Origin of the sequence: Kribbella sp. NPDC050281, assembly GCF_040655855.1 — a bacterium.
GTDB lineage: Bacteria > Actinomycetota > Actinomycetes > Propionibacteriales > Kribbellaceae > Kribbella.
Window position 1 is genome coordinate 239,823 of the sequence record NZ_JBFAKS010000001.1, and the last position, 25,971, is coordinate 265,793.

Consider the following 25,971-nt stretch of genomic DNA (forward strand, 5'->3'; position numbering starts at 1 on the left):
ATACGGGGGTTGCACGCACCCTGCATGGACAGCCGAGACTGATCGTGTGCCGGAGCGCCCGCCTACTTGAGCTGCGCTTGCAAGGAGTCTCGCGCTGCAGCCCGTCGAGCGGCTTGCCACTCGGCGCTCTTCTGCCAGTAGTAGTGGGTCTTTGTCTCGGGTGCCAGCGCAACGATGTCGAACGTGGTCAGAGCGAGGTGGACCTGCTCCCAACTCGGCAGCGGCACCGAACGATGTTCGGCGTACGCCGTCCAGAGGTGCCGACGGAGGTCACCGTACGAGCGTTCGGCGACCCAACTTGCGCTGCCCCACTGGCTGCACGTGAAGTCGACAAGGGGAGACAGCACACCTCCGAACCCCCAGTCGAGAATCCCGGTCAATGTCCCCGATGCGTCGAGCAGCAGGTGGCGCTCGTAAAGGTCGCCGTGGGCAAGGACCGGGTCCATTGCGTCGACAGCTTCGAGGGCTTCGAGCAACGTCGTTCGCCCTGCCGGGCCGACGGACGGTGCGACCGATTCGGCAAGGCGTTCCCGACTCGAGCTGATCGACCAGCTCGCCGTTCCAGTCGGCGTCCAGGCGCCGCCCAGTTCGCGGAGAGGCGAGTAGCAATCGGTCGCCGTCGGTGGCGTCGCCGGCGGTTCCGACCAGGCGTTGGCCCACAGGCGTCGTGGGACGCGCTCGAGACTGATGTCATGGCACGCTGCAAGCGCCGTACCGAGCTGTCCCGCCAGCATTTGCAGGTGTTCGGGCGACATGTCGCCGGGCACGGAGCCCCGGAGCCGAGTCACGGCAAAGAACGGGTACGGCGAGATCGCCGGCTCGTCCCAGCGGCCGAGCAGCTTCGAGACGAGCGGGTGGTCGACAGTTGCGTAGACGTCGCATTCGCGCTCGAGCTGCGCGACGATCGTGTGGTTGCGAGGGAACAGAAACGCGCGATCGTCGGTGAGGAGCACATGCTTCGTGGCTCCGTCGAACCGCGGCTCGATCGGCCCCGCTACCTCGCAGACCTCCCTGAATCGCTTGAGTTGCGTCGCGACGAGGACAGCGGCGACGGGTGTTTCGTCATCCATGTCGAGCCACCGACGGACGCGTTTCTCGCGGGAGTTCGTGCAACTGCCGTCTCCTGTCGACTGCCTGCGCCGCGCTCCGGTCGAAGGCGTCGGCTCCATGAAGGTTAGCTGGAGAGTGAGCCGGCCGCCGTGGGGCAGACTGCGTTGGGTGAGCATGTTCAAGCGGCGGCGTAGACCGCCTGACGGGCTGGTGGCTGAGGCGGCTCGGACTCCGGGTGGGTGGGTTTAGGAGATCGATGGGGACTGGGTCGACGATCCGAACGGTTATGTGCCGCCAGAGGCGATTCGTGGGGGTTGGCGGGTCGACGAGGCGGGGCAGCTCACCGGTGAGTTCGTGCCCAACAAGGGACACGGGCGCCCGCGGGACGATTTCGAGTTGCTCACCAAGGCAGATCATTGGCTCGACTGGCTGGGAGATCAGCCCGGGCGAGCGGTGCGCGACGGGATCGAGGAGTTGCTGGCGCAGCAGGTCGAAGGGGCCAAGGTCGAGTGGTTGAAGATCACCAAGGAGCCGAAATTCCTCACAGGTGGCAAGCCGCTGGCGGATGATCCGGGCAAGGCGCAGGTGGTGCGGACCGGTCTTGCCGTGGAGTTCGGGCTGTCGGTGGTGCGGCCGGATGGGCGGCGGGACGTGCTGACGGGAGTGTTCAGTCTGGCAGTGGCCGGGGATGGACGAGCCGTCGGCGCGTGAGAAGTCCTGGCTCGATCTGGGCGAAACAATCGACCAGGCCGGGCCACTCCTGGAGGAACGACTGCTCTCCCTCGGCTGAAGACATCAGGCCAGTCCCGACAAACTTCATCCCGCGCCACACAGATTCGCCTAGACCCCAGGAACTGTCCCGGCGCAGCACACTCCCGCCCACCCCTCACGACCCCGGTAGATGGGGGCTGGAACATACCGAGGGCTGTTAGGTGTATCTCAGAGCCCCCCTCTTGGGGTCCCTTGCGAGCGGAGGGTGTGGTTGTGGCTCAACACATAGGCGACAGATATCTCAAGACATAGGCACACGTGTCTGGCTCCACGCCCTCAGGTTGGCGTGTGCTCGAAGACGGGCCGTTCGGCCCGTCCATGATCGATGAGCACTGTCACGCTGTGGGCAGCGCGGCGTGGTCGCGGCGTCGCTGTACGACTAGGGCGATGCCGAGTCCGGCTCCCCCGAGTGCGATGCCGCCCAGGGCGCCGAGCGCCACGGAGGTCGTGTCGAGTCCCCGGCTAGCCCCAGTGCTCCTTGGCGAAGACTGGTCTCCGTACCCGGGGTAGCCGGTGCCTTCGTCCGGCCATCCGTCGGTCTGGACCTGGGCTGGCTGGTACGTGGACTCGGGTGCCCACGGACTCGCGGTGGCTTCGACCGTTGCCAGCGTAGCCGCGGCAAACGCAACGGGGAGGACCGCGATCACTGAGATCCTGTGATGCACGTGGCGACGAGATGTGGTCTTGTTCCTGGGTGCGGACATGATCCGTACTCCTGTCCTTGCGTCCGACGGGGCCGCCGCTGCTGGTAGTCCGGGTGCGCCGGCGCTTGGTGTTCCAGTTGTCGCGCGCGGCGGTATCACGCCGGTTCGACTCGGTATCACGGCGGTATCGCAGCCATTGACGCGGTGTCAGGGGAGGCAGACAGTCGAGACGTGGGTATCGACGTGCTCGGCCCGCTCATGATCGAGGGGGATCAGAAGACACTCGGACGACGTGACCGCGTTGTGGTTGCAGCGCTGTCCGTGCATCCTGGCGAGGTTGTCAGCGCCGAGCAGCTTGCTGACGTGTTGTGGGGCGAGCAGTTGCCACCGTCATGGTCGAAGGTGGTGCAGGGGTGTGTGATGCGGCTCCGCAGGGTTCTGGGAACGCACGCGATCGAGACCGTGCCGCTCGGTTACCGGCTGGCCTTACCGCTCGACGAGATCGATGCCCAGCGGTTCGACCGTGCCGTGGCTCGTGCCGGAGATCTACTGGCGGCGGGCGAACCGGAACGGTCCGCGCTGGTTCTCTGCGACGCCTTGACTTTGTGGAGGGGTCCGCCGTTGACGGAGCTGGACGGCTGGGATGCCGCCCGGATCGAGGCATCGCGACTGACCGAGCTGCGGGGCGCGGCCGAGGAGCTGTACGTCGAGTCGGCTCTGCGATCGGGTCAGCATGACAAGGTGCTGGCCAAGGCCCAGGCGCTGGTCGCCGAGGAGCCATTACGTGAACGACGCTGGATCCTGTTGGCCACGGCGCAGTACCAGTCCGGCCGTCAGAGTGAGGCACTGCGAACGATCCACCGACTGCGCAGTGTGCTGAACCGCGACCACGGCCTCGATCCCAACCCCGCCATCGACGCCTTGGAGGAGGCGATCCTGCGGCAGGACCCGTCCTTGGTGGCGGAGAGCGCGCCGCCGGAGCCGAGCCCGATCTGCCCCTACCCGGGCTTGAAGCCGTACGGCGTGGATGACGCGGACAGCTTCTTCGGTCGCGACTCCGACATCGCGGCCTGTCTGCACAGGCTGTCCGAACACTCGGTCCTCGCCGTCGTTGGACCGTCCGGCTGCGGCAAATCCTCATTGGTGCAGGCTGGTGTGGCGGCAGCGTTGCACCGCGATCGTCTGCGGGTCGTGGTGATGACCCCGGGACAACATCCGGTTGCCGCGTTGGCGGCCGCGATGCCCGGTGCGGGGCCTCCGCCGGTGCTGCTCGTGGACCAGTGCGAGGAGGTCTTTTCGCTGTGCCAGGACGCCACCGAGCGTGCAACCTTCCTGACCGCCCTCAGCGCCCATTGGGCGGTGGCCCCGCTGATCATGTCGATCCGCGCCGATCGGCTCGCCGATGTCTCCTCCTATCCGGACTTCGCCCGGATCATCGAGCAGGGGCTTTACCTGCTACCCGGCATGACCGAGACCGATCTGCGGGCAGCGATCGAAGAGCCCGCTCGGCTGGCGTCGCTGGTCATCGAACCGGGGCTGGTCGATCTGCTGATCAACGAGGTGGCTGACCAACCGGGCGCGCTCCCGCTGATGTCGCACGCCCTCCGCGAGACCTGGCAGCGTCGCGAGGGCCGCACGCTCACCGTCGCCGGCTACAACGCCTCGGGTGGGATCCGTGGCGCAGTCGCTCAGTCCGCCGAAGAAGTCCACGAACGAATCTCGCGCAAGGAGCGGAGGGTCTTACGCGCTTTGCTGATGCGCTTGGTCGCCCCGGGTCCGGAAGGCGATCCCGTCTGTAGCCGCCTGCCGCGCCGGCTGGTCGTCACCCGTCCGATGGACGTGGTGATGATCGACCTGTTGGTGGCCTCGAGGCTGGTCACCAGCGACGCCGGCGTCGTCGAGATTGCTCACGAATCGTTGGTTCGCGCCTGGCCACGTCTGCGTGGGTGGCTTGAGGAGGACCTGGAAGGCCAGCAGATCCTGCACCACCTCGCCGGTGCCGCCGACTCCTGGAACAACCTGGGCCGACCTGAGAGCGAGCTCTACCGTGGGGTTCGTCTCGCCAAGGCACTGGACTGGCAAGACCGTACGCCGCCGACGCTGACTCGGGCCGAGGACGAGTTCCTTGCCGCGAGCAAGCGATTGTCCGAGACGGAGCTGCACGAGGCCGAACGCCGAGCGCGCCTGCAACTCAGGATCAACCGACGGCTCCGCGCCGCCCTCACCACCGGGGCCGTCCTGCTGGCCGGCGCGCTGATCGCGGGGCTGGTCGCCGCTCGGCAGGCAGACCGTGCTGAGCAGGCGGCGACCAGCGCCGAGCAGGCGGCGACCAGGGAACTGGCGCGCCAGGTCGGGGCCCGGGCGCTGCTGATCGAGGACATCAGCCACTCTTTACTGCTCGCGGCACAGGGCGTTCGCCTCGACGATTCCGCAGAGACACGGGCCAACCTGGTGGCCGCGATGAACAGGCGACCGCACTTGATGCGGTCCACCCCTGCACCCTTCGGCAAGATCCAAGACCTCGAGATCTCAGCCGATGGCAGCCGGATCATCGCCGGCGACAACAACGCAACCGTCCATCTCTACGGAGCCCGACCAGGGGATGTCCGCCACTCGTACAGCTTTGGTCCGGTACCGGCGGGCGCGGAATTCTTCGCCACAGCAAGGTTCAGCCCGGACGGCCGCCAGGTCGCCGCGATCGCTGGAAACACCCAGGAAGACGGGGCCGATCCGCAGTGGCCACTCCGGCTCCTGCGCGCCGACACCTTGGAACCGGTGACGACGCTGCCCGCCCCCGCCGAGATCGGCGACGTGCGCTTCGCCGGCCTGGCCTTCAGTGCAGATGGTCGCTATCTGGCCGCGGACGTCACGAGGCGATTCTCGCTCGGAGCATTCGGGCTGGTCTGGGATCTCCATGCGCTTGATCGGCCACCACAGAAGGTTGCTCTCAGTCCTGGTTCCGAGCATCTCGACATCAGCTCCGATGGTCGAACCCTCTACGGCCAGCAACCGCTTACTGCATACTCGGTCGCCACCGGAAAACGGTTGTGGCAACGGCCTGATCTCGGTGGTGGTCCCATCTGGGACTCGACAATCGGCGGTCCCACCATCGCTCTCAGCCAGAGCGGCGACCGGCTGGCATTTCAGCATCCTGGCCCCGTTCGGACCGACAGGACCACGACAACTGTGGTTGACGCGCGTACGGGCCGGACGGTCAGTGTGCTGCGCAGCCCCGCCGATCCACCGCGCGCTTCGGCCTTCTCCGGTGACGGCAAACTGCTGGCCACGGCTCATTCCGGCGGCGAGGTCGTCATCTGGGACGTAGCCAGTGGCACTGCAGCCGAGCGGATCAAGACCACAGAAGTCTCATGGGCAGTCGCCTTCAGCCCGGACGCGCGGATGCTGTACACCGGTGGCGATGACGGCATCCTGCGCAGCTACGATCTCGGCGGGCAGCGGCCGTACCTTCGCTCCACACAGACCGTTCCGCCGCGTCACTACCTGCATGTCCTTGCCTCCGACAACGGTCAGCGCATCGCCTACGTGTGGCGAGCGGGTGGGACGTCCTGGGTGAGCATTGCCGACGCGACCACCGGTGGCGTGACGACACCGACCCGCCTCGACCTCGACCTCGAGGCAGGAGCAAGAACGCCGGTGGCCTGGCACCCGAACGGACAAGAGTTAGCCGTCCACGACCTGACGACGATCAAGACCATCGACGCCCGGACCGGCAAGGTGGAGAAAGAAGCAAGCGCTGTCGTCTACACGGTGGGATACGTCGATCACGGCAACCGGATCGTCACGGGCCGGCCGGAAGGTACCGCTTACTTCGACGCGGACCTGTCGGCCGCGGTCGAGACCTCAACTTTCACGACAGACTGCTGCGTCGCGTCGTCGAACGATGGTCAGACTGCGGTGCTCTTCGAGGATGACGCGGGATTCTCCCGGCAGAACCTGCGAATCGTCCGCCCGGCGACCGACCAGGAGGTACGGACGCAACGTCTGCCCCTTCGGCTCAACGCCGCTGCATTCGCCCCCGATGGTCGACTGATCGCGGGCACCGGCGCCGACGGCGGAGTGGTCACCATCGATGCGCAGTCGGTCGCGATCAAGCGTGCAGCGGCGACCGGACACAACGGCGAGGGCCTGAGCGTCCGCTTCTCACCTGACAGCGCACGCATCGTGACCGCGGCGGCGGATGGCACCGTCAGCCTGTGGGACGCTCGAACCCTCCATCTCCTGGGCACGATCGCGATCTCCACCGAAGGCGAGCCAGTCGCTGTTTCCGCGAACTTCACCGACGGCAGCGACATCGTCACAATCGTGGCGTACGACGGCAAGACCTACCAGTGGGACACGCGCATCAACCAGACCATTGCCGACGCCTGCGCCATGGCGGGTCGCAACCTGACCCCCGACGAGTGGACCCAGGCGTTCGGCAACCGCCCGTACGAGGAAACGTGCCCCTGAGCAGCGACCGGCTCGGCGCTCAGCGCCTCGTCTCGTACCTGGTCAGGACCACGCCGCCGGGAAACGTCCGCGTCTCCACGAGGTCCAGGTCCACCCAGCTGTCGAGCGCGGTGAAGAACGGTGTGCCGCCGCCCACCAGCACCGGATGGGTGACGATCTCGTACTCGTCGACCAGCCCGGCCCGCATGGCCGCCCCAGCGAGCGCGGCGCCACCGACCCTTATCGGCTCGCCGTCGTCGGCCTTGAGTCGGGTGATCTCCGCTACGGCGTCGCCGGTGACCAGGCGGGTGTTCCAGTCGACCTTGTCGATCGTCGAGGAGAACACCACCTTCGGCGTGTCCCGCCAGTTCCGCGCGAACTCGATCTGCGCCGGGGTGGCGTCGGGCTGCTGGTCGCCGGTCGGCCAGTGGGAACTCATCGCCTCCCACAGCTTGCGCCCGTACATCAGCAGCCCGATCGCCAACTCCTGGTCGAGCCAAAACTGAAACAGTTCGTCGCTCGGCCTGCCCCAGCCGATGTCGTCGCCGGGCGCGGCGACGTAGCCGTCCAGGGTCAGGTTCATGCCGTAGATCAGTTTCCGCATGGCGCCAGTGCCTTTCTGTCAGTCCGGCGGGCTTTCTCCGGCCGGCCGTCACCCCTACTACGAACGCCTCACTCCGGATCCGACAGGTCATTGGAAGAAACTCACGAGGCTTCTCCGTCGGCGCCTCTACGGCAGTGCCACTTGCTGGTCACCATTCCGGTCAGACCCGCGATCGTGGTTGTTCAGGAGAGGGAGTCGCTGGTGGATTCGTGGTGGTGACGCTTGTAGTGGCGGGCTGCTCGGGCTCGGTTGCCGCAGGAGGGTTTGCACCATTCCTGCCGGCCGTGGCTCTTGACGAAATAGCGTACGCAGCGTGGCGCGGTGCAGGATCGCAGGTGCGTGCGCTGTGGGCCACTGAGGAAGTCGATGGCCGCACGGGCCAAGGCTGCGACGAGCCGAACCTGTGCATTGTTCTCCGCCGACAGCAGGCGGGCGGCGGGGGTTCCGTCGGTGGGCCAGTTCAACTGCGGGGCAACCAGCTCCCGGGCTGCGGCCGCGTTGAGATCGGCTATCGCCTGGTCGGCGGGCATGAGGCGATGCGCATCTGCTGGGCTCGGGGGAGCGGGGCTGACTGTCCGCGCGAACAACGCCCGTACGGCGCGCCGGAGCTCGATGATCCCGAGTCTGAGTGGTTCATCCGCTGTCAGATCGTCAGGCGAGATGTCCCCGGCCAGCAGCTCTGCCTGCGCGTGGATCCAGCGACTTGTTCCTTCGATCGTGGCGAGATCGTCGACGACGCCACCCTGCCCGTCGTGGCGGATCGTGCTCGCCAGTTCCAGTGCCAGCCAGCGCTCCATTCGCCATCCCTTCCGTCGCCGCATCGTCGTCAAATCACTTGATCAGCTCGCTCGCAACAGCCTACGGTCTCTAACGGCAATCTGAAAACTTCCATTAGAGTCCGGGCTTCGGAGTTGTCCCGGCGATCAAGAGGAGACAGCGACATGACGGCGCTCTTTGCACAGATCAGCGACCTCCACCTGGACGGCAGCGATCGGGCGACCCGACGGGCCGTCCGCGTCATGGATTACCTGAGGGCTCTGCCCCGACAGGTTGACGCTCTGCTGGTCACCGGCGACATCGCCGATCACGGTGAGGAGGCCGAGTACGAGGAGGCGGCTCAGATCCTGACCACCGACTTCCCGGTGCTCACCTGTCCCGGGAACCACGACGCGAGGCCGGCGTACCGCAAGTCATTGCTCGGTGAGGCACCGAGCGACGGCCCGATCAATCAGGTTCACCACATCTCGGGCACGACCATCCTGATGTGCGACGTCACCATCCCGGGTCGCGATGAGGGCCGGCTGGACGACCAGACAATCGGCTGGATCGAGACCACCCTCGGTGCCCTCCCGCGAAACGCTCCGGCGCTGCTGGCTTTCCATCAGCCGCCGGTCGTGCTGCACCACCCCCTGGCGGACTCAGGCATGCTCGAACATCCCGGACAACTGGCCGGCCTGCTCGAAGCACATCCGCAGATTGCCGCCGTCATCACCGGCCACGCGCACACCGCGGCGGCATCGATCTTCGCCGCCCGGCCCCTGATCGTCGGGCCGGCGATCACCTGGACCTTGCGCCTGCCGTGGGAGGGTGACCAACCCGCAGACCTCGAGCAGCCGCCCGGCCTCGCTTTCCACATCCTCGACGACAACGCTCGCCTGACCACCCACTACCGCGTCGTCCTCTGATGCTGCTCGAACGCGCTGGAGCCATCGTGGTCCATCCCTACGCGGTCGCGGGATTTCTGGCTGCCGTCTTCCCCTTGATCGCCACTCCCGGAGCCAGCCTGGCGCTGCTGATCCACCATGTCACCGACAAAGGACGCCGCCAGGCCCTGCCTGTCATCCTCGGCACCGCCACCGGTCTGTACATCCACGCCACTCTGGCGATCGCCGGCCTGTCAGCCCTGGTCATGCGCTCGAGCCAGGCGTTCGCGGCCGTCAAGCTCGTCGGTGCCGCCTACCTCATCGGCTTGGCCCTGTGGACTTGGCGTTCCGCCAGGCTGCACTCCGCACCCACACCCTCGCGTCGGCGACTGCCGAAGCGGGTGGACTCGATCTACGCCCAAGCGTTGCTCGCCAACGTCCTCAACCCGAAGGCGGCCTCGATCTACTTGACGCTGGTGCCCCAGTTCATAGCACCCCGGCAATCCTTCGGTGGCCAGATCCTCACCCTGGCCACTGCCCACGCGCTGCTGATCATGATCTGGCTGATGACCTGGACCTTCCTCATCCGGCGCGCCTCACACACCCTCCAGAAACCCCGCTTCAAACAGGCAGTCGCCAGGACCACGTCCCTGGTACTCCTAACCCTCGGAATCCGAAGCGCCGCCACCTAGAGACACAGCGCCAGTTGGGTGCGGGCCCGTTGATGTAGGGGTTGCATGCATTCTGCATGGGCAGCCGACACTGACCGATCGCAATCGGACACACCGGACACAATGCCCGGCAACCTACGGCGGCAGGTTTCCGCAGGTCAGTGCGACTCTCTGGACTGTTTGAGCGGAGGGTGTGGGCGGAGGGTGTGGGATTCGAACCCACGATGACGGTCACCCGCCATACCGGTTTTCAAGACCAGCGCACTCGGCCACTATGCGAACCCTCCAGGCGACGTGGTCGCCGATCGTTGAGGATAGCAATGCGCGTGCGGGGGCGGGGGTTGGCCGGTAGGGTCTCGGCAGAGGCGGACGGGCCGCCTGGGGTACGGACGGAGGTGAGGGCAATGTCCAGGTCGTTCGAGGACATGGCACACACCGTCCGGTCGGCGCGCTGATCTGCGGCTGACCGGGCCGGTTGCCGGCGTCGGAGTGACGTCGGTCGTTCCGGTTGTTCCGTCATGCCCTCTGGAGCTCTCGTATGCCTTCCGTCCGTACGTTCCTGCTGCCGTCCGAGCTCGGATCCGACTTCCGCAAGATCTGGCCGGCCGCGATCATCTCGAACCTCGGCGACGGCGCCATGCTCGCCGCCGGCCCGTTGCTGGTCGCATCGATCACCACCGAGCCGGCCGCTGTCGGTGCGGCCGCCTTCGTCCAGCAGTTGCCCTGGCTGCTGTTCGCCCTGTTCAGCGGTGCTCTCGTCGACCGACTCGACCGCCGGCTGATGATCGTTGCCGCTGACACCTTTCGCGCGATCGTCATCGGCGCCCTCGGTGCCGCCGTACTGCTCGGCACCGCACCCCTGTGGGCGATCTACGTCGCCCTCTTCCTCCTCGGTACGGCGGAGACGCTCGCCGACAACGCATCCGGGGCGCTGCTGGTGGACGCCGTACCGAAAGTGCATCTGGGCAAGGCGAATGCGCGCCTGTTCGCCAGTGGCACAGTGCTGCAGCAGCTCGGTGGTCCGCCGCTTGGTGCTTTGCTGTTCGCGGTCGGGGCCGGGGTGCCGCTCGTGTTCAACGCCGTCACCTTCGGCGCCGCGGCCGCTCTGATCGCGCGAGTCGCCGTACGTCCGTTGCCGACCGAGCCCGCAGGTACGGCGATCTGGGCCGAAGTACGCGAGGGAGTCCGCTGGCTGTGGCAGCACGCGGGTGTACGGACGTTGGCGTGCTCGATCCTGGTCATGAACATCACCTTCTGCGCCGCGTTCGCAACCTGGGTGCTCTACGCGCGGGAACGGCTCGGGCTGACCGAGACGCAGTTCGGCCTGCTGGTGTCGGTCGGAGCGATCGGCGGCGTCCTCGGCATGCCTGTGTACCACGTGCTCGAGCCGCGGGTCGGCTCGCTGACCCTGCTGCGGGCCGGGCTGGTCATCGAAACGACGGTCCACCTCATCCTGGCGCTCACCCGGAGTCCGTGGGTGGCCGGCGCGACCATGGCGGTGTTCGGCGTACATGCGGTGGTATGGGGCATCGTGTCGACCACCGCGAGGCAGTTGGCGACGCCAGAGCCGCTGATGGGCCGAGTCAACAGCGTGTACCTGCTGGCGTCGGTTGGTGGCGCTGCGATCGGCTCCGCGCTGGGTGGCGCACTCGCGCAGCGGTTCGGACTGGCTGCGCCGTTCGCGATTGCCTTCGTGGCGATGGTGCTGATGACGGCCGTCGCGTGGCGTCCGCTACGGCACGTGTCCGTACGTCGGGTCGTCGCAGCGGACTGAAGGGGCACGAAAACGGCTGGAGGCACTCGGCAACCGTTTGCTACTGTTTTCGGCCGAGAGCCCCAACTGTAGTCAGGGGAACGCCCCTGGTGGAGTGGTCTCGTAGCCAGCGCTGCGAGTGGGCCGAGTCGATGCGATCGGAGCACTCTGTCATGCCTACAGCCACGTCCCTCGGCCTCCCGAACGTCCGCGGCCGCCTACCGCTGCTCGCCGGTCTGGCAATCGACTCGTTCGGCGGCGGCTGCGCCGGACCGCTTCTGCTGCTGTTCTTCGTGCGGGTCGTCGACATCCCACTCGGGACGGCGGGAGTCCTGCTGACCGTCGCGACGCTCTTCTCGATCGCAGCACCGGCCGCAGTGGCTGTGGTGATCGACAAGGTCGGGCCGCGGAACCTGGTGGTGGGCGCACAGTTCGCGCAGGGGCTCGCGTTCACCGGCTTCTTCTTCGGCCGGTCGGTGTGGCTCGTGTTCCTGTGCGCATTGCTGACGACCAGCGGCCAGCGCGTGTTCTGGTCCGCGATCTTCAGCCTGCTGGCCGATGTCGCCGACGAGGGCGACCGGGACAGGTGGTTCGGGCTCGGGGGCATGATGCAGGCCGCCGGGTTCGGCCTCGGCGCACTGGCTGCCGGAGCGCTGCTGGCCATCGGCGGCGATGCGCCGTTCCTGATCGCAATGGCGGTCAACGCGGTGACGTTCTACCTGGCCGGCTTCCTGCTGCTGCGTCTGAACCCGGCTCACCACCGTCGCGCCGTTCAGGACACCGGACCGGCGCCACTGCTGCGCAAGGACAAGGCGTTCCTGGTGCTGATCGGCGCCAACACGTTGCTGGCCCTCTGCACGATGCTGCTGGGCGTCGGACTACCGGTGTACGTCGCTGAAGCGTTGCCGGCACCCAAGTGGTTGATCGGTGTCTTGCTGGCCGCGGTGTCCGTCGTACTGGCGACCGGGCAGACCCTGGTGGTGCGGCATACCGAGAAGCGTCGCCGTACCAACGTGATCATCGTTGCCGGTGTGGCGTGGGCGGTGTGGGGACTGCTGATGGCCTCGCTGCTGCACGTGCCGACCGCACTGGTCGTGCCGGGGTTGATCCTGGCGACGGCGGTGTTCGCGTTTGGCGACGTACTGCACGCGGCGACCGGCAACGCGCTCGCGGCGGCGGTGGCGCCGGTGGTGGGGAACGGGAAGTACCTCTCCTACTGGCAGTACTCCTTCACCTTCGCCAGCATCCTGGCGCCGGCGTACTTCGCTCAGCTCTTCGAGGCCCAGCACGAGCTGCCGTGGCTGGGCATCTCCGCCCTGGCCCTGATCGCGGCCGCCGCCATCCTCATCCTCGATCGGGTCTTCCCCCACTCGACCACCCAGCGCCAGTGACTCCCGCCTACCTGTCGGTGGCCGGTGATAGGCCAGACAGGTAGGTGTTCCTCGAGGAGAGGAGAGTCATGCGGTGGACAGAGCTGGAGTCGAATCAGCCGCGGTTGGCTGAGCTGGGGCGTGACCGGCTGCTCGGGCCGGGCGTCGTACTCGTCGGGACCGTCCGGCGCGACGGCACGCCACGCATCAGCCCGGTGGAGCCGTGGATCATGGCCGGGGATCTCTGGTTGTCGATGATGTGGGGCTCGACCAAGGCGAAGGATCTCGGCCGTGATCCACGTGTCCTCGTGCACAGCGTCATCACCAGTCGCGACGGCAGCGAGGGCGAGTTCAAGGTCCGTGGACAAGCGCGCGGCGAGGACGACGAGTCGGTGCAGCGCCAGTACGCCGAGGAGGTGGCGGCCAGCCTGGGCTGGCGACCTGTGCCGGGGCAGTTCCACCTGTTCGCGGTGGACATCTCCGACGTCACCTTCGTCCGGTACGTCGAAGCCACCGGCGACCAGTTCGTGACGCGCTGGCCGGCCGGACGCGAGTTCGTACGGCGCGGGACCGGAGCAACCACGGTAGGCGACCCCGAGCCATACCAGGACCTGCTCCGACCCGCCACGGAGAGTTGAGCGAGCCCGGTTGTTGTCTCGCGTCGAAGGTCTGACGCACATGTTATGTCTCAGGACATCGGTGACGGTTCTTCATCGAGACATCGGTGACGCTTTCGGGGGTGTTGGTGGTGACACTTCGGTGAGTCGGCGGGGTCGGTGATACCTGGGGCCGGTCGACTGCGCCGGTGTCGAAGAACGAGTTTGTTGATCCTCGTGTCCGTCTCGCGATCACGCAGTGGCCGGTTGATGCGCCGCGTGGGGCGGTGACGTCCTTTTGTGCCGAGCACGGCATCTCGCGTAAGACGTTCTACGAGATCCGGCGGCGCAGTCTCACCGACGGGCCGGCGGCGGCGTTGGAGCCGAGGTCGCGGCGGCCGAAGTCGAGCCCGTCGAGGCTGGCCGATGAGGTCAGACAGCAGGCGATCGGGGTCCGGGCTGCACTCGAGCAGTCCGGGCTGGACTGCGGTCCGATCAGCGTGCACGACAAGATGCACGCGATGGGCCTGGAGGTGGTGCCTTCGATCGCGTCGCTGGCCCGGATCTTCCGCGAGGCCGGAGTGGCCCGGCTGGAACCGAGGAAGAAGCCGAGGGCGGCGTGGCGCCGGTTCGTGTATCCGGCCCCGAACGCCTGCTGGCAACTCGACGCCACCGAGTACGTGCTCACCCGCGGGCGCAGATGCGTGATCTTCCAGCTCATCGACGACCACTCCCGCTACGCGCTCGCCTCCCACGTCGCGTGGAGCGAGACCTCCGAGGCCGCGATCGCTGTGTTCGACAAGGCCGTGGCCGCCCACGGCGTGCCCCAACGGCTGCTGTCGGACAACGGGTCCGCGCTCAACCCGTCGCGGCGCGGACTCCTGGGCCGGTTCGTCGTTCACCTGATGGCCCTGGGCGTGGAGCCGATCACCGGCAAGCCCTACAAACCGACCACTCAGGGCAGGAACGAGCGCTTCCACCAGACCCTGTTCCGCTACCTCGACAAACAGCCGCTGGCCACCGACCTGGCCCAACTGCAGGCCCAGGTCGACACCTTCGACCACATCTACAACACCCAGCGACCCCATCAAGGACTGCCCGGCCGCGTCACACCCCTGACCGCCTGGCAGGCCACCGCGAAGACCGAGCCACCTCGCCCCACCCGCGACCTGATCCGCCGCCCCGCCAGCCCGCCCCGACCCACCCGGACACCGGTGCCCACCGACCTGCCCGACGGCACCGTCATCAAGAAACTGGCCAGCAACGGCGTCTTCATGCTCGACAAGGTCCAGTACATGGTCGACGGGCGACGAGGCTTCCAGCAGGTCCTCGTCATCACCGCCGGCAACAAGATCACCGTCGCCGACCTCGACGGCGAAATCCTCATCGAGCACACCAGACCCGCACCCGGAGTCAGATACGTCGGCAACGGCCGCCCCAGCGGTCCACGCCAAGATCCCTGAATCGTCACCGATGTCCTGACACATCCAGTGTCACCGATGTCCTGATCCAGAACCGTCACCTATGTCTTGAGACATCACAAAGGTCTGACGCACAGCAGTTGCAGGCAATCGAACATCTGTTCTAATGTTTTCCCAGTTCGCGGTTCTCCACCCCGGACGTCCGGCCGGCCGAACCTCCCACCTCCGATGTGGACCGGCTCTCCGGACACCGCCGCCCGGGTAGTGAGGGCCCGGGCTGTGGAGATCCGCACACGATCGGGTACAGGCTCACGAAGGACAGGTGATGCTCAACGGAGGGACAGCGCGCGATGCTGCTCGAACACCGCGGCCGACGACCGGTCGTGCCCGAATCCGCTTATGTCGCACCATCCGCAGTCCTCTGTGGCGCCGTCGTTCTGAGCGAGGGCAGCAGAGTCCTGCACGGTGCCGTACTGACCGCGGAGAACGGTGAGATTCAGGTCGGTGCGAACAGCGTGGTGATGGAGAACGCCCTGGTGCGCGGCCGGGCGAGTCATCCCACTCTGCTCGGCGACGCGGTCCTGGTAGGTCCCCATGCACACGTCAACGGCGCCACGGTCGAGGACGAGGTCTTCATCGCCACGGGCGCCGCGTTGTTCCCCGGTTCTGTCGCCGGCGCGGGCGCGGAACTCCGGATCAACAGCGTGCTGCACGTGAACTCGCGCCTGGAACCCGGCACGGTCCTCCCGATCGGATGGATCGCCGTCGGCGACCCGGCCCAACTCTTCGCCCCCGATCGGCACGAAGAGTTCTGGCCCATCCAGCGCGACCTGGACTTCCCCGGCACCGTCTACAACGTCCCCCGCGGAACGCCGATGCGCGACATCATGAGCCGCCAGTCGACCTTCTACGGCAGCCACCAGTCGGACCGGGAGCTACCTAGCCCGGACTGAGTACGCCCGGCTGTTCGGTCGACTGTGGTCGGCTCGGGCGGTGGGGCGCGGAGGTGCGCTCTGCGCCCATGCCGGCCAGGACGACGAAGGCGATGCCGAAGACGGGGAGCAGACCCGGCATCTGATGAAGGATGAGCCAACCGACGAGGAGGGCCAGCGCTGGTTCCAGACTCATGAGGGTGCCGAACACGCCTGCGTCGAGGCGGCGCAGGGCCAAGTACTCCAGGGTGAACGGGATGACCGGGAGCAGGAGGGCCAAGCCGAAGCCGATGGCAACCAGATCCCAGGTCATCAGCGGGATCGTGCTCGGCCCGGCAACGACTGTCGCGACCACGGCAGCGACCGGGATCGACACGCCCAACCCCTGAAGGCCGGAGACGTTGTCGCCCACGTGCTGGGTGAGCAGGATGTACGCCGCCCAGCAGACCGCTGCGCCCAGTGCGAATAAGACGCCGAGCACATCCAGCGACCCGCCGACCGGCACACCCCCAGCCGAGCCATGCGCCGACGACGCCGAGCCGCCGACGAACCGCCACGGCTGGGTCAGCAGCATCACCCCGACGAACGCCAGTGCGGGCCACACCAGCCCGGCCCGCCGTCCCCCGAGGCCGCGCAGGCCAGGGATGCGGACCGCGGAGGGTTGCCGCGCGTTGCGTACGACGGCGACGCTCAGCGGGCCGAGGAACTCCAGGGCGCTGGCCACGCCGAGCGGGATCCGGGCGGCCGCTGCCATGAAGAGAAGCGTCACGCCGGCAGTTGCGATCCCCAAGCCGACGGCAGCGAGGAGGGAGCGGCGATCGAACGAGCGGAGGCGGGGACGGAACAGGACCAGCACGATCACGGCCGCGAAGGACAACCGCAGCCACGCCGCGCCCTCGGGGCCGAGGCGGTCGAACAGGCTGACCGATACGGAGAGGCCGAGCTGGACGCAGCTCATCGACATGACGGCGAACGCCACGCCGGTGCGGCTCTCACGGGTGCTCATGCACTCCAGTGAAGCTCGGGAGTCCGTTCGCGTCCACGTGAGAATCATGGACATACCGTTCGGGATCACTGAACAATGTAGGCATGGATGTACGACGTCTCGAGCTCCTGCTGGCGTTGTCCCGGCTGGGGTCCATGCGAGCCGTCGCGGAGACCCTCGGTGTGACCACCTCGACGGTCTCCCAGCAGATCGCCGCGCTCGCCCACGAGGTCGGCACGCCGCTGCTGGAGCCCGACGGACGCCGCGTCCGGCTCACCCCGGCCGGGCAGCGATTGGCCGGGCACGCGGTGGACATCGTCGCCGCGGTCGAGGCAGCCCGTGCTGACCTCGATCCCTCGGCGAAACCGGCTGGAACGGTTCGCGTGGCCGCGTTCCACACCGCGATCCGGGACACAGTGCTGCCCGTCGTCCAGCGGCTCGCCTCCGCGCATCCCGACGTACGGCTGGAGATCCAGGAGCAGGAGCCGCCCGAGGCGCTGACGCTGCTCGAGCGTGATCAGGTCGACCTGGCAGTGAGCTACGACTACAACCTGGCACCTGCGAATGTCGACCCTGGCCTCGAGATCACCCGGCTATGGCAGGCGACGTGGGGACTCGGCGTGCCCTCTCGCTCCCGGCGTACCTCGGGAACGGCGGCGGAGGTGGCCGCTGTGTTCGCGGACAGCGACTGGATCGTGAACTCCCGCCACGCCGGGGACGAACAGGTCGTGCGCGCGATCGCCTCGCTGGCGGGCTTCGAGCCACGCATCACGCACCGCGCCGACAGCCTCCCGCTGGTCCGGGACATGATCGTCGCGGGCCTTGGCGTCGCATTGCTGCCGACCGGCAGCCTGAAGGCCCCTGGCATCTCGGTACGCCGGTTGCGCGATCCGGTGCCGATGTTCCGCACGTACACACTCACCCGCCGCGGCCGAGGCGGATGGGCTCCACTGGCGTTGGTCCGAGGACTGCTCGAGCAGCAGCGGCGAGCGCCGGACGCGGTCAGCTGGACGTGATGCTGTGCAACTGGAAGCGGCGGACCGTGGCCGGCGCGGTGCCCGCACACGTCAGCTTGGCGTCGACCGTGTCGAGATGTGCCGACACCTCGACGGTGAGCAGATCGGCGTCGGGCAACGCGAGATCCACCTGCCAGTGATGGCCGGCCAGTTCACGAACAGCTCTGGGACGAAGCTCATGGACGAGTAGTGAGTGCCCTGCCGCTCGAGCGAAGTGTTGCGCGGCCTGGACCGGTGGGACGAACGCACCCGATCCACGCAGCAGATCCGGCACCACCCGCCCTTCGTCGTGATGCTTGGCGAGTTCGACCGCGCGAGCAACCGGAACATGTCCGTAGAACAACCCCTGCGGCAGTACGACGACGTTCGCGGCGAACCGGTCACCTCCGACGTGGCTGCACTCCCACGTCCGCTCCGGATACGCGCCGGCCAGCGCAGCCGCAACCGGCCGGCCACGTACGGCGCAACACGCGTCGTGCCGTCCGTGCGTGCAGACGAGGTACAGCGGCTCACGACTGACCGGTCCTGGTTCAGCGTCGCCGCGCAGGACGTGCAGCAGATGCTCATCTGACGGAAGCTCGCCCCACCGGACCGACTCGCGCCGCGGCCGGCAGTCGGCCAGTGCGTACCGGCGCGGAGCCGATCGGTCCAACCGTCCGTAGCGTCTGATCAGCGCGGGCCGGTACCCCAGCTGCCGGCAGAGCCGCGCGACCTCCGCACCCAATCCCTCGGGCTGGAGTGCGGTCAGAGCGTCCCGCGACCAAGCGACACGGGATTCGATCAGCAGCCAGCGCTCCGCGGGTGGCGCGGTCGCGACCAGCGAGTCGCCACGGCGGTCCGCCATCGCCGCACAGCCCGTGTCGGCCCGGTAGCGACGGTCAATCACCACGCCAGCCATGCTCACCCCACGTCACCGTTGCCCTCCGCAACTACCGGCTGTAGTTTACGCGTCGGCGATGAGGACGGCTTCGGTGAGGAGGCGGCGGACGAGGACGAGCTGGTCGGCCTCGTCGAGACCGGGCAGGTCGCCAACCTTGTGGTCGCTCCCCGCGCACAGTTGCACGACAGCATCGCCGGTGACTGCCGGTAGCGTGATCGTCCGGTCTGGCAGTTGCAGCACGACCGGGTCCCCGACGACGACCCGGCAGCGCAGACCGGTCCGGAGGCGGACCGTCGTACCCACGCCCAACGAGGCGATGGAGGCGGCGTGCGCCAAGGGTCCGAGTGGCGCGGGGCGGTTGGCAGACCAGGTACGGCGCCGGAGCCGGGCAGCCAGGTCCTCTGGAGTCGTCGATCGGATCTGCTGAGCGAAGAGGTCCGCCACCTCGGGCAGGACTGCTCTGAGTTGCTCCGGGTCGCCCGGATCGAATCCGAGAGGCAGAGCACCGCGCAGCGATGGCTCGTTCGCGGCAGCTGCGGCAAGCTCCTGCACGAGCAGGTAGCGAGTCATGGTGTGCAGTCCGACCGTCAGATGCGCACTGACTCCGCCCAGAGCCTTGGCCGAGTGCAGGAACCCCCGCGGTACATACAGCGCGTCACCGGGCCTCAGCACCTCATCAACGACCGGTGCCTTGTCACGAGCCGCAGCTGCGACCGCTTGGGAGTGGTCCGTCCACGGCTGGTCGCGGAGTGGGTCCACATGCACCGGCTCATGGACAGTCCAGTGCTTCTCGCCCGCCACCTGCAGCACGAACACATCATGGACGTCGTAGTGCGCGGAGAACCCCTGTGACTCGGCAGGGGTGATGTACGCGTTGATCTGCACCGGGTGACCAGCGTCGACCGACAGTTGGGTGGAGAAGTCGACCAGAGCCGGCCAGGTGCGGTGCAGGGCCTGCAGTACGACGGTGTGGCCGCTCGCGAACAGCGCAGCGACTTTGTCGTCGCGGACCTGGTCGGCGATCTCCGCTCCGGCACCGCCCGACCCGGTGAACTGTCCGTCGCCGACGACCGCACCGTTCTTGGCGATCCGCAGGAACGGCGTGCGGAGGCCGCGGCGCGACAGCAGCTCGTCCGCAGCCTCCAGGCTGAACAGGTCGTCGTACGGCGCGGGCAGGTCCGGGCCGTGGGACAGCAGAGCCCGCGAACCCCAGTAGGAGGTCGCGAACTCGTCCAGATCACCTGCCACACAGCGCCGGAGAGCCGGACGCTCGTCAGGCTGCGAACCGGCTCCCGGCACCGTCGTCACCAACTTCCAGAACCTCCACTGGCTCCGCCGTCGGCACCACCGTCGGTCGCGTTGGAATCGGCACCGCCGTCCGCCGGACCCTCGCCACCTCCAGCACCACTATCCGCGCCGCCGTCAGCTCCACCATCACTCATGCCAGGTGAGGCTCCGCCGTCCGCCGGTTCCTCGCCGCCACCAGCGCCACCGTCCGCGCCGCCGTCCGCACCGCCGTCACTCACGCCAGACGATGCTCCACCGTCCGCCGGCCCTTCGGCGCCGCCCGCGCCACCATCCGCACCCCCGTCACTCATGCCAGCCGTCGCACCGCCGTCCGCCGGTCCTTCAGCGCCTCCGGCACCACCATCCGCGCCGCCGTCGGCACCGCCATCCGTCCCACCTACGGTCGCGCCACCGTCCGCCAGACCTTCGCCACCTTCGGACGAAGTCGTCATGTCGTCGTCGTTCAGACCCATTGTGCTGCTCCCTTCGCGAATGACCAGACGAGTGCCGGCGGGGCGAGCAGGGCACTCTGCGACCATCCTGTGCGCAAAGTGCAGGTGGACTAAACCCCTCGCGGGTTACAGCGACGAATCGGTTCGACGGCGAACGCCGCACGGCTCCGAACGGGGGTCAGGTCGTGAGGTCGCGCCACACCTTCGCGAAGGCGTCGGTGACGTCCTCCGGCCGGACGGCGATGCGCACCCAGTCCGGTCCGAGGCCTGGGAACGTGTCACCCCGACGGACCGCGAATCCACGGTCTCGCAGGGATTCCCGCAGTACGGCGCCTCCCTCGACATGCACCAGGACGAACGGTCCACGCGGCACGCCGTACGTCGGAACCGGACCGAGACTGTCAAGCAGATGAACACGTTGCCGGTCGATGTCCAGCGCGGCCTGAGCCGCTTCGGCGACGGCACGCTCGTTGCTGCAGGCAATAGCCGCGGCGAGAGCAGGAGTGGACACCGGCCAGTGTGGCTGCACAGCGGCCAGTTGTTCGACCAAGCCGGCCGCTGCAAGTACATAGCCGACCCGCAGGCCGGCGAGTCCCCACGTCTTGGTCAGGCTGCGAATCACGACCAGACCGGGGATCGAGGCGCCCGCCAGCGACTCCGGCTCGCCCGGTACGGCGTCCATGAACGCCTCGTCGACCACCAGGATCCGGTCCGGCCGGGCCAGCTCCCGCAGGTCGTCGGCGCGGTGCAGTACGGACGTCGGGTTGGTCGGATTGCCGATGACGACGAGGTCAGCGTCGGCAGGGACCGCGCGCGGGTCCAGGACGAACCCGTCCTCCGGCCGTAGGACGACCCGGTCGACCACGTGCCCGGCCGACCGCAGCGCGGCCTCCGGCTCGGTGAACTGCGGATGAACGACGACCGCATGTCGCGGCCGGAACGCCCGAGCGATCAGTACGAACGCCTCTGCGGCCCCTGCGGTGAGCAGCACCCGGTCAGGCGAGACACAGTGCCGCGCGGCGACCGCTGCCACCGCTGCGTCCTGTCTCGGGTACGCCGCCAGGTCGCTCAGGCTGGCTGTGATCTCCTCGACCAGCCAGGCGGGCGGAGTGCCGGTCCGCACGTTGACTGCGAGGTCCACGAGCCCGTCCCCGACCTCGAGGTCCCCGTGATGATCCAGATCGAACCCATCCGCCACCCCAGGAGGCTAACCCGCTCGCAGCGATTCCGGCCGGGCAGTCCGCGCACCGGGCGTCAGCGGGGGCTGACGGTGTAGCGACGGTTCAGCAGCGACGGGTTGCGCCGCCGCACGTCGGTCAAGCGGTCGGCGGACACCTCAGCCACCGCGTACCCGTCTGCCTCGCCCACTGCGGTGAGTGCGATGCCCTGCGGGTCGATGACCTGGCTGAGGCCGCAGTACTTCTTGCCGTTCTGGGCTGCGGCTGCCACGTAGCAGGTGTTTTCCACAGCCCTGGCCGTGAGCAGAGTGGTCCAGTGGTGCTCCTTGAGCGGTCCGCGAACCCACGCGGCCGGTACGACGAGAACCTCCGCGCCGGCGTCGACCAGTGCGCGGGACAGCTCGGGAAAGCGCAGGTCGTAGCACGTCATCAGGCCCAGCGAGCGCCCAGCGACCTTCACCACGACCGGTGCGACATCGCCGGGAGTCAGCTGGTCCGACTCCTTGTAGCCGAAGGCGTCGTACAGGTGGATCTTCCGGTAGGCGCCTAGCAGCGAGCCGTCGGCGCCTACCGCCAGGAGCGTGTTGTACGGCCGGTGCTGGTCGCAGCTGCGCTCGAACATCCCTGCGACGATCGCCACGCCGTGCTCCAGCGCGCACTTGCGCAGTGTGTCCACGAACTCGCCGTCGAGCGCCTCGGCGGCCTCCGCGACCGATCCGCCCTCGACGGCGAAGTCGGCCATGATCGCCTCGGGCAGGACGATCAGGTCCGGCTGGTCCCGCGCCGCATCGGCGACGACGCGCGTCACCAGGTCGCGGTTGGCGGCCTTGTCGTAGCTGCTGGCGGTCTGCACCACGGCGATCTTCACCCCTCCATGGTGCCGCAGATGATCCGGACTTGAACCTCACGCCACGTGAGGACCTACGGTCGACGACATGGACACCGACGAGAGGACCTGGCGGGTCGGCGAACTGGCGGAAGTCACCGGCCTCAGCGTCCGCACCCTGCATCACTACGACGAGATCGGCCTGCTGTGTCCGAGCGATCGGAGCGCGTCCGGACACCGTCGGTACGACGCCGACGACGTCCGCCGCCTGCACCGGGTGGTCGCGCTGCGCGGGTTCGGGCTGACGCTCGCCGAGGTGGGGCAGATCCTCGACGGGGAACTGACGGATCCGCGGGAGCTGATCCGCAAACAGCTCGAGGTCGTCGAGGAGCAGCTCGCCGCCGCGTCCGAGGTGAAACGCAAGCTGCTCGGTGTCCTCGGTGGATTGGAGCGGGCCGACGAGCCGTCGGCCCAGGCACTTCTGGAACTGATCGAGGTGATGACTGCGATGTCCCGTGCACTGACACGCGAGGAATTCCAGGAGCTGGCGCAGAGCCGGCTCCGAGCGGTGGCCGACCTGACCGCTGCCGAGTTGGAGGCATTGGCCGAGGAGCGGAAGAAGGCGATGGCCGCGCTGACGCCCGAGGAGCGCGAGGTACTGCGGAGGAACCGGGAGGAGTTGATGCCGAAGGACTGACCCGGCGACACTGCTTCCGTGGACTTCGACGCGCTGGTGCTCGCTGGGGGTGGTTCGACCCGGTTCGGTGGAGTGGACAAGGCGATGCTGGTGCTCGACGGCGCGACGCTGCTGGACCGGGTGCTGACGGCAACTGACGCCGCCGTGTCGACCGTGGTGGTCGGCCCGGTCCGCACGACCTGCCGAGAGGTTGGCTGGACGGTCGAGGATCCACCGTCGGGCGGCCCGGTGGCAGGGATCGCGGCCGGACTCGCCCACGGTTCCGCTGCTGTCGTCGTGGTGCTGAGCTGTGACTTGCCGTGGCTGACGAAGGCCGACGTCGCGCGTCTCGTCGACGGTCTCGGGGACCATGACGGCCACGGGCTCAGGGATACCGACGGGCGTGGGCAGCAGCTCGCGACGGCGTACCGGCGTACCGCGTTGGCCGAGGCGATCCGGCGGATCGGCGATCCGCGGGACAAGTCGGTACGGCGGTTGGTGGCCGACCTGGACCTGGTGTGGTCCGACCCGACTCGGGCCGGCGACGACGTCGACACCTGGGCTGACTTCGACGACTGAAACCCGTTCGACAGCACTTCTACTGTGAGGCTGTGGATGTTGCTGCGATGGTCGCGAGAGCTTGCCCGGACAGTCAGATCGCCGAGGTTGTCCAGCGAACCGGCGGACAACTGAGCACGGTCTTCGAGGTACGGCGGACCGACGACGATCCGGTGATCGTCAAGGTCTACGCACCCGAGTGGGCGTGGAAACAGGCCAAGGAAGTACATGTGTACGGTCTGCTCGCCGCGGAGCTCGACGGGTCGATCCCGCGTGTCGTGCACGCCGAGCCAGCCGGAGAGTTGGACGCATTCACGGTGCTGACCAAGCTGGACGGCGTACCACTGTCGGAGCTGAAGCCACTGGACTGGCGGGCGACGTACGAGCAGCTCGGACGGTTGGTGGCGCGGGTGCATCGGATTCCGCAGCCGGAGTACGGGTATTTGACCGACCGGATCCTTGATCCGTTGCCGGACAACGATCAGTACATGCGGCGTCAGTTCGCCAAGAAGCTCGGGGAGTTCGAGCAGCTTGGCGGGGATGCGGCGTTGCGGCAGAAGATCCGCGGGTACGTCGACGAGCGGTCCGGACTGTTCGCGGCGAACCAGGCGGCGACGTTGTGCCACAACGATTTCCACGAGGGCAACGTGCTTGTGGATCCGGTGACTTGGCGGGTGACGGGATTCATCGACGTGGAGAACGCGATCGCTGCCGATCCGTTGATCGATCTCGCGAAGACCGTGTCGTACTCGATCCACGACAACGCGGACAAGCTCGCCGGCCTGGTCGACGGGTACGGCCCGCTGCCGGATGACTGGCAGGAACGCGTGCTGCTGTATCGCGTCTACCACTCGCTCGAGCTATGGGACTGGTTCGCCTCAATAGGCGAACCCACTCACCTCAACAGCATCGCCGCCGACCTCGCCGAACTCATCAACAACTGACAGCCCCACCCGAAGGGCTGGATGCGGATGGGGGCGGGGGTTGGGGTGGTTGCGCGGGTACGGTGTGGGGCATGCGAGCTGTCGTGTGTGAAGGTGCGGGCGGGATCGAGGTTCTGACGGTTGGCGAGATTCCGGATCCGACTCCGGCCGTCGACGAGGTCGTGATCGACGTCGTCGCCGCGGGCGTGAACCGGGCCGACCTGCTGCAGCGGCAGGGGTTCTATCCACCGCCGCCAGGCGCACCCGGGACGATCGGGCTCGAGGTGTCCGGGACGATCTCCGAGGTCGGGTCCGAGGTCGAGGGCTGGTCTTTCGGCGACGAGTGCTGTGCGTTGCTCGCGGGTGGCGGGTACGCCGAGAAGGTCGTCGTACCGGCGCCGCAGGTGATGCCGATTCCCGACGGGCTCGACCTGATCAGCGCGGCCGCACTGCCCGAGGTGGTCGCGACGGTGTGGTCCAACGTGTTCATGACCGCGCACCTGAAGGACGGCGAGACGCTGCTCGTCCATGGCGGCGCGTCCGGCATCGGCACGATGGCGATCCAGCTCGGGGTGGCGCACGGCGCGCGCGTACTGACCACGGTCGGCAGCGTGGACAAGATGGAGTTCTGCACCCGGCTCGGCGCGGACGTCGCGATCAATTACAAGGAAGCCGAGTGGGCGTCGGTAGTGAAGGAAGCGACGGCGGGCGCCGGCGCGGACGTCATCCTCGACATCATCGGCGCGAAGTACCTGACCGACAACGTGAAGTCCCTCGCGTACGACGGTCGCCTCGTAGTGATCGGCATGCAGGGCGGAGCAAAGGGTGAGCTCGACCTGGGCCGCCTGATGAGCCGCCGTGCCCAAATCATGGCCGCCGGTCTCCGTCCCCGCTCGGTCGCCGACAAGGGCCGCATCATCGCGGACGTCGTCGGCCACGTCTGGCCATTGATCGCCGAGAAGAAGGTGCGCCCGATCATCCACACCACGTATCCCCTGGCGCAGGTGGCCCAAGCCCACCAGGACCTCGAAGACTCCGCCCAACTCGGCAAGATCCTCCTCACCACCTGACCCCACTCCCCACCTGCCTGGCTGACCCATCGGAGGGTGGGTTGGCCCACGGCCAGCCGCTAGCTAACCCACAACCTGCCTGGCCGACCCATCGGACAGTGGGTTGGCCCACGGCAACCCGCTAGCTAACCCACAATCTGTCTGGCTGACCCATCGGACGGTGGGTTGGCCCACGGCCAGCCGCTAGCTAACCCACCATCTGCGTGGCTAACCCAC

At 67.7% G+C, this 25,971-nt stretch carries 22 protein-coding genes and 1 tRNA gene; 14 read left to right on the forward strand and 9 right to left on the reverse strand.

Annotation, left to right across the window (positions count from 1 at the left end; genetic code table 11):
• Positions 1-62 precede the first annotated feature (62 nt).
• Positions 63-1,070, reverse strand: a complete 1,008-nt coding sequence (locus tag AB0I34_RS01280) for an aminoglycoside phosphotransferase family protein (RefSeq protein WP_360437420.1) — start codon at positions 1,068-1,070, stop codon at positions 63-65.
• Positions 1,071-1,338: 268 nt separating this feature from the next.
• On the opposite strand from AB0I34_RS01280, the gene AB0I34_RS01285 reads away from it, so the two are divergent.
• Both AB0I34_RS01285 and AB0I34_RS01290 read left to right on the forward strand, forming a co-directional pair.
• Positions 1,339-1,761 carry a hypothetical protein gene (locus tag AB0I34_RS01285; RefSeq protein WP_360437423.1) on the forward strand — a complete coding sequence of 141 codons (423 nt, stop codon included), beginning with the start codon at positions 1,339-1,341 and terminating at the stop codon, positions 1,759-1,761.
• A gap of 935 nt (positions 1,762-2,696) precedes the next feature.
• Positions 2,697-6,935, forward strand: a complete 4,239-nt coding sequence (locus AB0I34_RS01290) for a BTAD domain-containing putative transcriptional regulator (RefSeq protein WP_360437426.1) — start codon at positions 2,697-2,699, stop codon at positions 6,933-6,935.
• Between the two features lie 19 nt (positions 6,936-6,954).
• Here the strand turns inward: AB0I34_RS01290 and AB0I34_RS01295 are convergent, their stop codons facing one another.
• Together AB0I34_RS01295 and AB0I34_RS01300 are read right to left on the reverse strand one after the other, a co-directional pair.
• Positions 6,955-7,518 carry a dihydrofolate reductase family protein gene (locus tag AB0I34_RS01295; protein WP_360437429.1) on the reverse strand — a complete coding sequence of 188 codons (564 nt, stop codon included), beginning with the start codon at positions 7,516-7,518 and terminating at the stop codon, positions 6,955-6,957.
• Positions 7,519-7,700: 182 nt separating this feature from the next.
• Positions 7,701-8,315 carry a CGNR zinc finger domain-containing protein gene (locus tag AB0I34_RS01300; protein ID WP_360437432.1) on the reverse strand — a complete coding sequence of 205 codons (615 nt, stop codon included), beginning with the start codon at positions 8,313-8,315 and terminating at the stop codon, positions 7,701-7,703.
• A gap of 144 nt (positions 8,316-8,459) precedes the next feature.
• Here AB0I34_RS01300 and AB0I34_RS01305 point away from each other — a divergent pair, with 144 nt between their 5' ends.
• Both AB0I34_RS01305 and AB0I34_RS01310 read left to right on the forward strand, forming a co-directional pair.
• Complete coding sequence (locus AB0I34_RS01305) at positions 8,460-9,203, forward strand: metallophosphoesterase (RefSeq protein WP_360437435.1); 744 nt, start codon at positions 8,460-8,462, stop codon at positions 9,201-9,203.
• Positions 9,203-9,853: a LysE family translocator gene (locus AB0I34_RS01310; protein ID WP_360437438.1), complete on the forward strand. Its 651-nt coding sequence runs from the start codon at positions 9,203-9,205 to the stop codon at positions 9,851-9,853. The genes AB0I34_RS01305 and AB0I34_RS01310 overlap by 1 nt, the downstream gene beginning before the upstream one ends.
• Before the next feature lie 177 nt (positions 9,854-10,030).
• On the opposite strand, the gene AB0I34_RS01315 is transcribed toward AB0I34_RS01310, so the two are convergent.
• A tRNA-Ser gene (locus tag AB0I34_RS01315) sits at positions 10,031-10,119 on the reverse strand.
• A gap of 251 nt (positions 10,120-10,370) precedes the next feature.
• Between AB0I34_RS01315 and AB0I34_RS01320 the strand changes: the two genes are divergently transcribed.
• The 5 genes from AB0I34_RS01320 to AB0I34_RS01340 all read left to right on the forward strand — a co-directional run bounded on the left by AB0I34_RS01320 (position 10,371) and on the right by AB0I34_RS01340 (position 15,925).
• Positions 10,371-11,606: an MFS transporter gene (locus AB0I34_RS01320; RefSeq protein WP_360437441.1), complete on the forward strand. Its 1,236-nt coding sequence runs from the start codon at positions 10,371-10,373 to the stop codon at positions 11,604-11,606.
• Positions 11,607-11,758: 152 nt separating this feature from the next.
• Complete coding sequence (locus AB0I34_RS01325) at positions 11,759-12,976, forward strand: MFS transporter (RefSeq protein WP_360437444.1); 1,218 nt, start codon at positions 11,759-11,761, stop codon at positions 12,974-12,976.
• Positions 12,977-13,044: 68 nt separating this feature from the next.
• A complete protein-coding gene (locus AB0I34_RS01330; RefSeq protein ID WP_360437447.1) occupies positions 13,045-13,593 on the forward strand; it encodes a hypothetical protein in 549 nt (182 codons plus the stop codon).
• A 245-nt stretch (positions 13,594-13,838) separates the two neighbouring features.
• Positions 13,839-15,014: an IS481 family transposase gene (locus AB0I34_RS01335; protein WP_360438125.1), complete on the forward strand. Its 1,176-nt coding sequence runs from the start codon at positions 13,839-13,841 to the stop codon at positions 15,012-15,014.
• A 308-nt stretch (positions 15,015-15,322) separates the two neighbouring features.
• The gene (locus tag AB0I34_RS01340) at positions 15,323-15,925 is read left to right on the forward strand and encodes a gamma carbonic anhydrase family protein (RefSeq protein WP_360437450.1); all 603 of its coding nucleotides are present in this window, start codon (positions 15,323-15,325) and stop codon (positions 15,923-15,925) included.
• Here the strand turns inward: AB0I34_RS01340 and AB0I34_RS01345 are convergent.
• Entirely contained in the window at positions 15,912-16,910 is a 999-nt protein-coding gene (locus AB0I34_RS01345; RefSeq protein WP_360437453.1) for an EamA family transporter, read from the reverse strand. The genes AB0I34_RS01340 and AB0I34_RS01345 overlap by 14 nt on opposite strands.
• Before the next feature lie 83 nt (positions 16,911-16,993).
• Here AB0I34_RS01345 and AB0I34_RS01350 point away from each other — a divergent pair, with 83 nt between their 5' ends.
• A complete protein-coding gene (locus tag AB0I34_RS01350; protein ID WP_360437456.1) occupies positions 16,994-17,905 on the forward strand; it encodes a LysR family transcriptional regulator in 912 nt (303 codons plus the stop codon).
• Here AB0I34_RS01350 and AB0I34_RS01355 read toward each other — a convergent pair.
• The 4 genes from AB0I34_RS01355 to AB0I34_RS01370 form a co-directional block, all read right to left on the reverse strand.
• Positions 17,892-18,794 carry a sucrase ferredoxin gene (locus AB0I34_RS01355; RefSeq protein WP_360437459.1) on the reverse strand — a complete coding sequence of 301 codons (903 nt, stop codon included), beginning with the start codon at positions 18,792-18,794 and terminating at the stop codon, positions 17,892-17,894. The genes AB0I34_RS01350 and AB0I34_RS01355 overlap by 14 nt on opposite strands.
• A 54-nt stretch (positions 18,795-18,848) precedes the next feature.
• The gene (locus AB0I34_RS01360; RefSeq protein ID WP_360437462.1) at positions 18,849-20,093 is read right to left on the reverse strand and encodes a cupin domain-containing protein; all 1,245 of its coding nucleotides are present in this window, start codon (positions 20,091-20,093) and stop codon (positions 18,849-18,851) included.
• A gap of 609 nt (positions 20,094-20,702) precedes the next feature.
• Complete coding sequence (gene cobC / locus AB0I34_RS01365; protein ID WP_360437465.1) at positions 20,703-21,722, reverse strand: Rv2231c family pyridoxal phosphate-dependent protein CobC; 1,020 nt, start codon at positions 21,720-21,722, stop codon at positions 20,703-20,705.
• 56 nt (positions 21,723-21,778) lie between these two features.
• A complete protein-coding gene (locus AB0I34_RS01370) occupies positions 21,779-22,570 on the reverse strand; it encodes a carbon-nitrogen hydrolase family protein (protein ID WP_360437468.1) in 792 nt (263 codons plus the stop codon).
• Positions 22,571-22,637: 67 nt separating this feature from the next.
• On the opposite strand from AB0I34_RS01370, the gene AB0I34_RS01375 reads away from it, so the two are divergent.
• From AB0I34_RS01375 to AB0I34_RS01390, 4 genes are all read left to right on the forward strand, one after another.
• A complete protein-coding gene (locus tag AB0I34_RS01375) occupies positions 22,638-23,225 on the forward strand; it encodes a MerR family transcriptional regulator (protein WP_360437471.1) in 588 nt (195 codons plus the stop codon).
• Positions 23,226-23,243: 18 nt separating this feature from the next.
• Positions 23,244-23,783 (forward strand): molybdenum cofactor guanylyltransferase, encoded by a 540-nt coding sequence (locus tag AB0I34_RS01380; RefSeq protein WP_360437474.1) that lies wholly within the window; start codon positions 23,244-23,246, stop codon positions 23,781-23,783.
• A gap of 32 nt (positions 23,784-23,815) precedes the next feature.
• Positions 23,816-24,706 (forward strand): aminoglycoside phosphotransferase family protein, encoded by an 891-nt coding sequence (locus tag AB0I34_RS01385; RefSeq protein WP_360437477.1) that lies wholly within the window; start codon positions 23,816-23,818, stop codon positions 24,704-24,706.
• Between the two features lie 71 nt (positions 24,707-24,777).
• Positions 24,778-25,755: an NAD(P)H-quinone oxidoreductase gene (locus tag AB0I34_RS01390; RefSeq protein WP_360437480.1), complete on the forward strand. Its 978-nt coding sequence runs from the start codon at positions 24,778-24,780 to the stop codon at positions 25,753-25,755.
• Positions 25,756-25,971 lie beyond the last annotated feature (216 nt).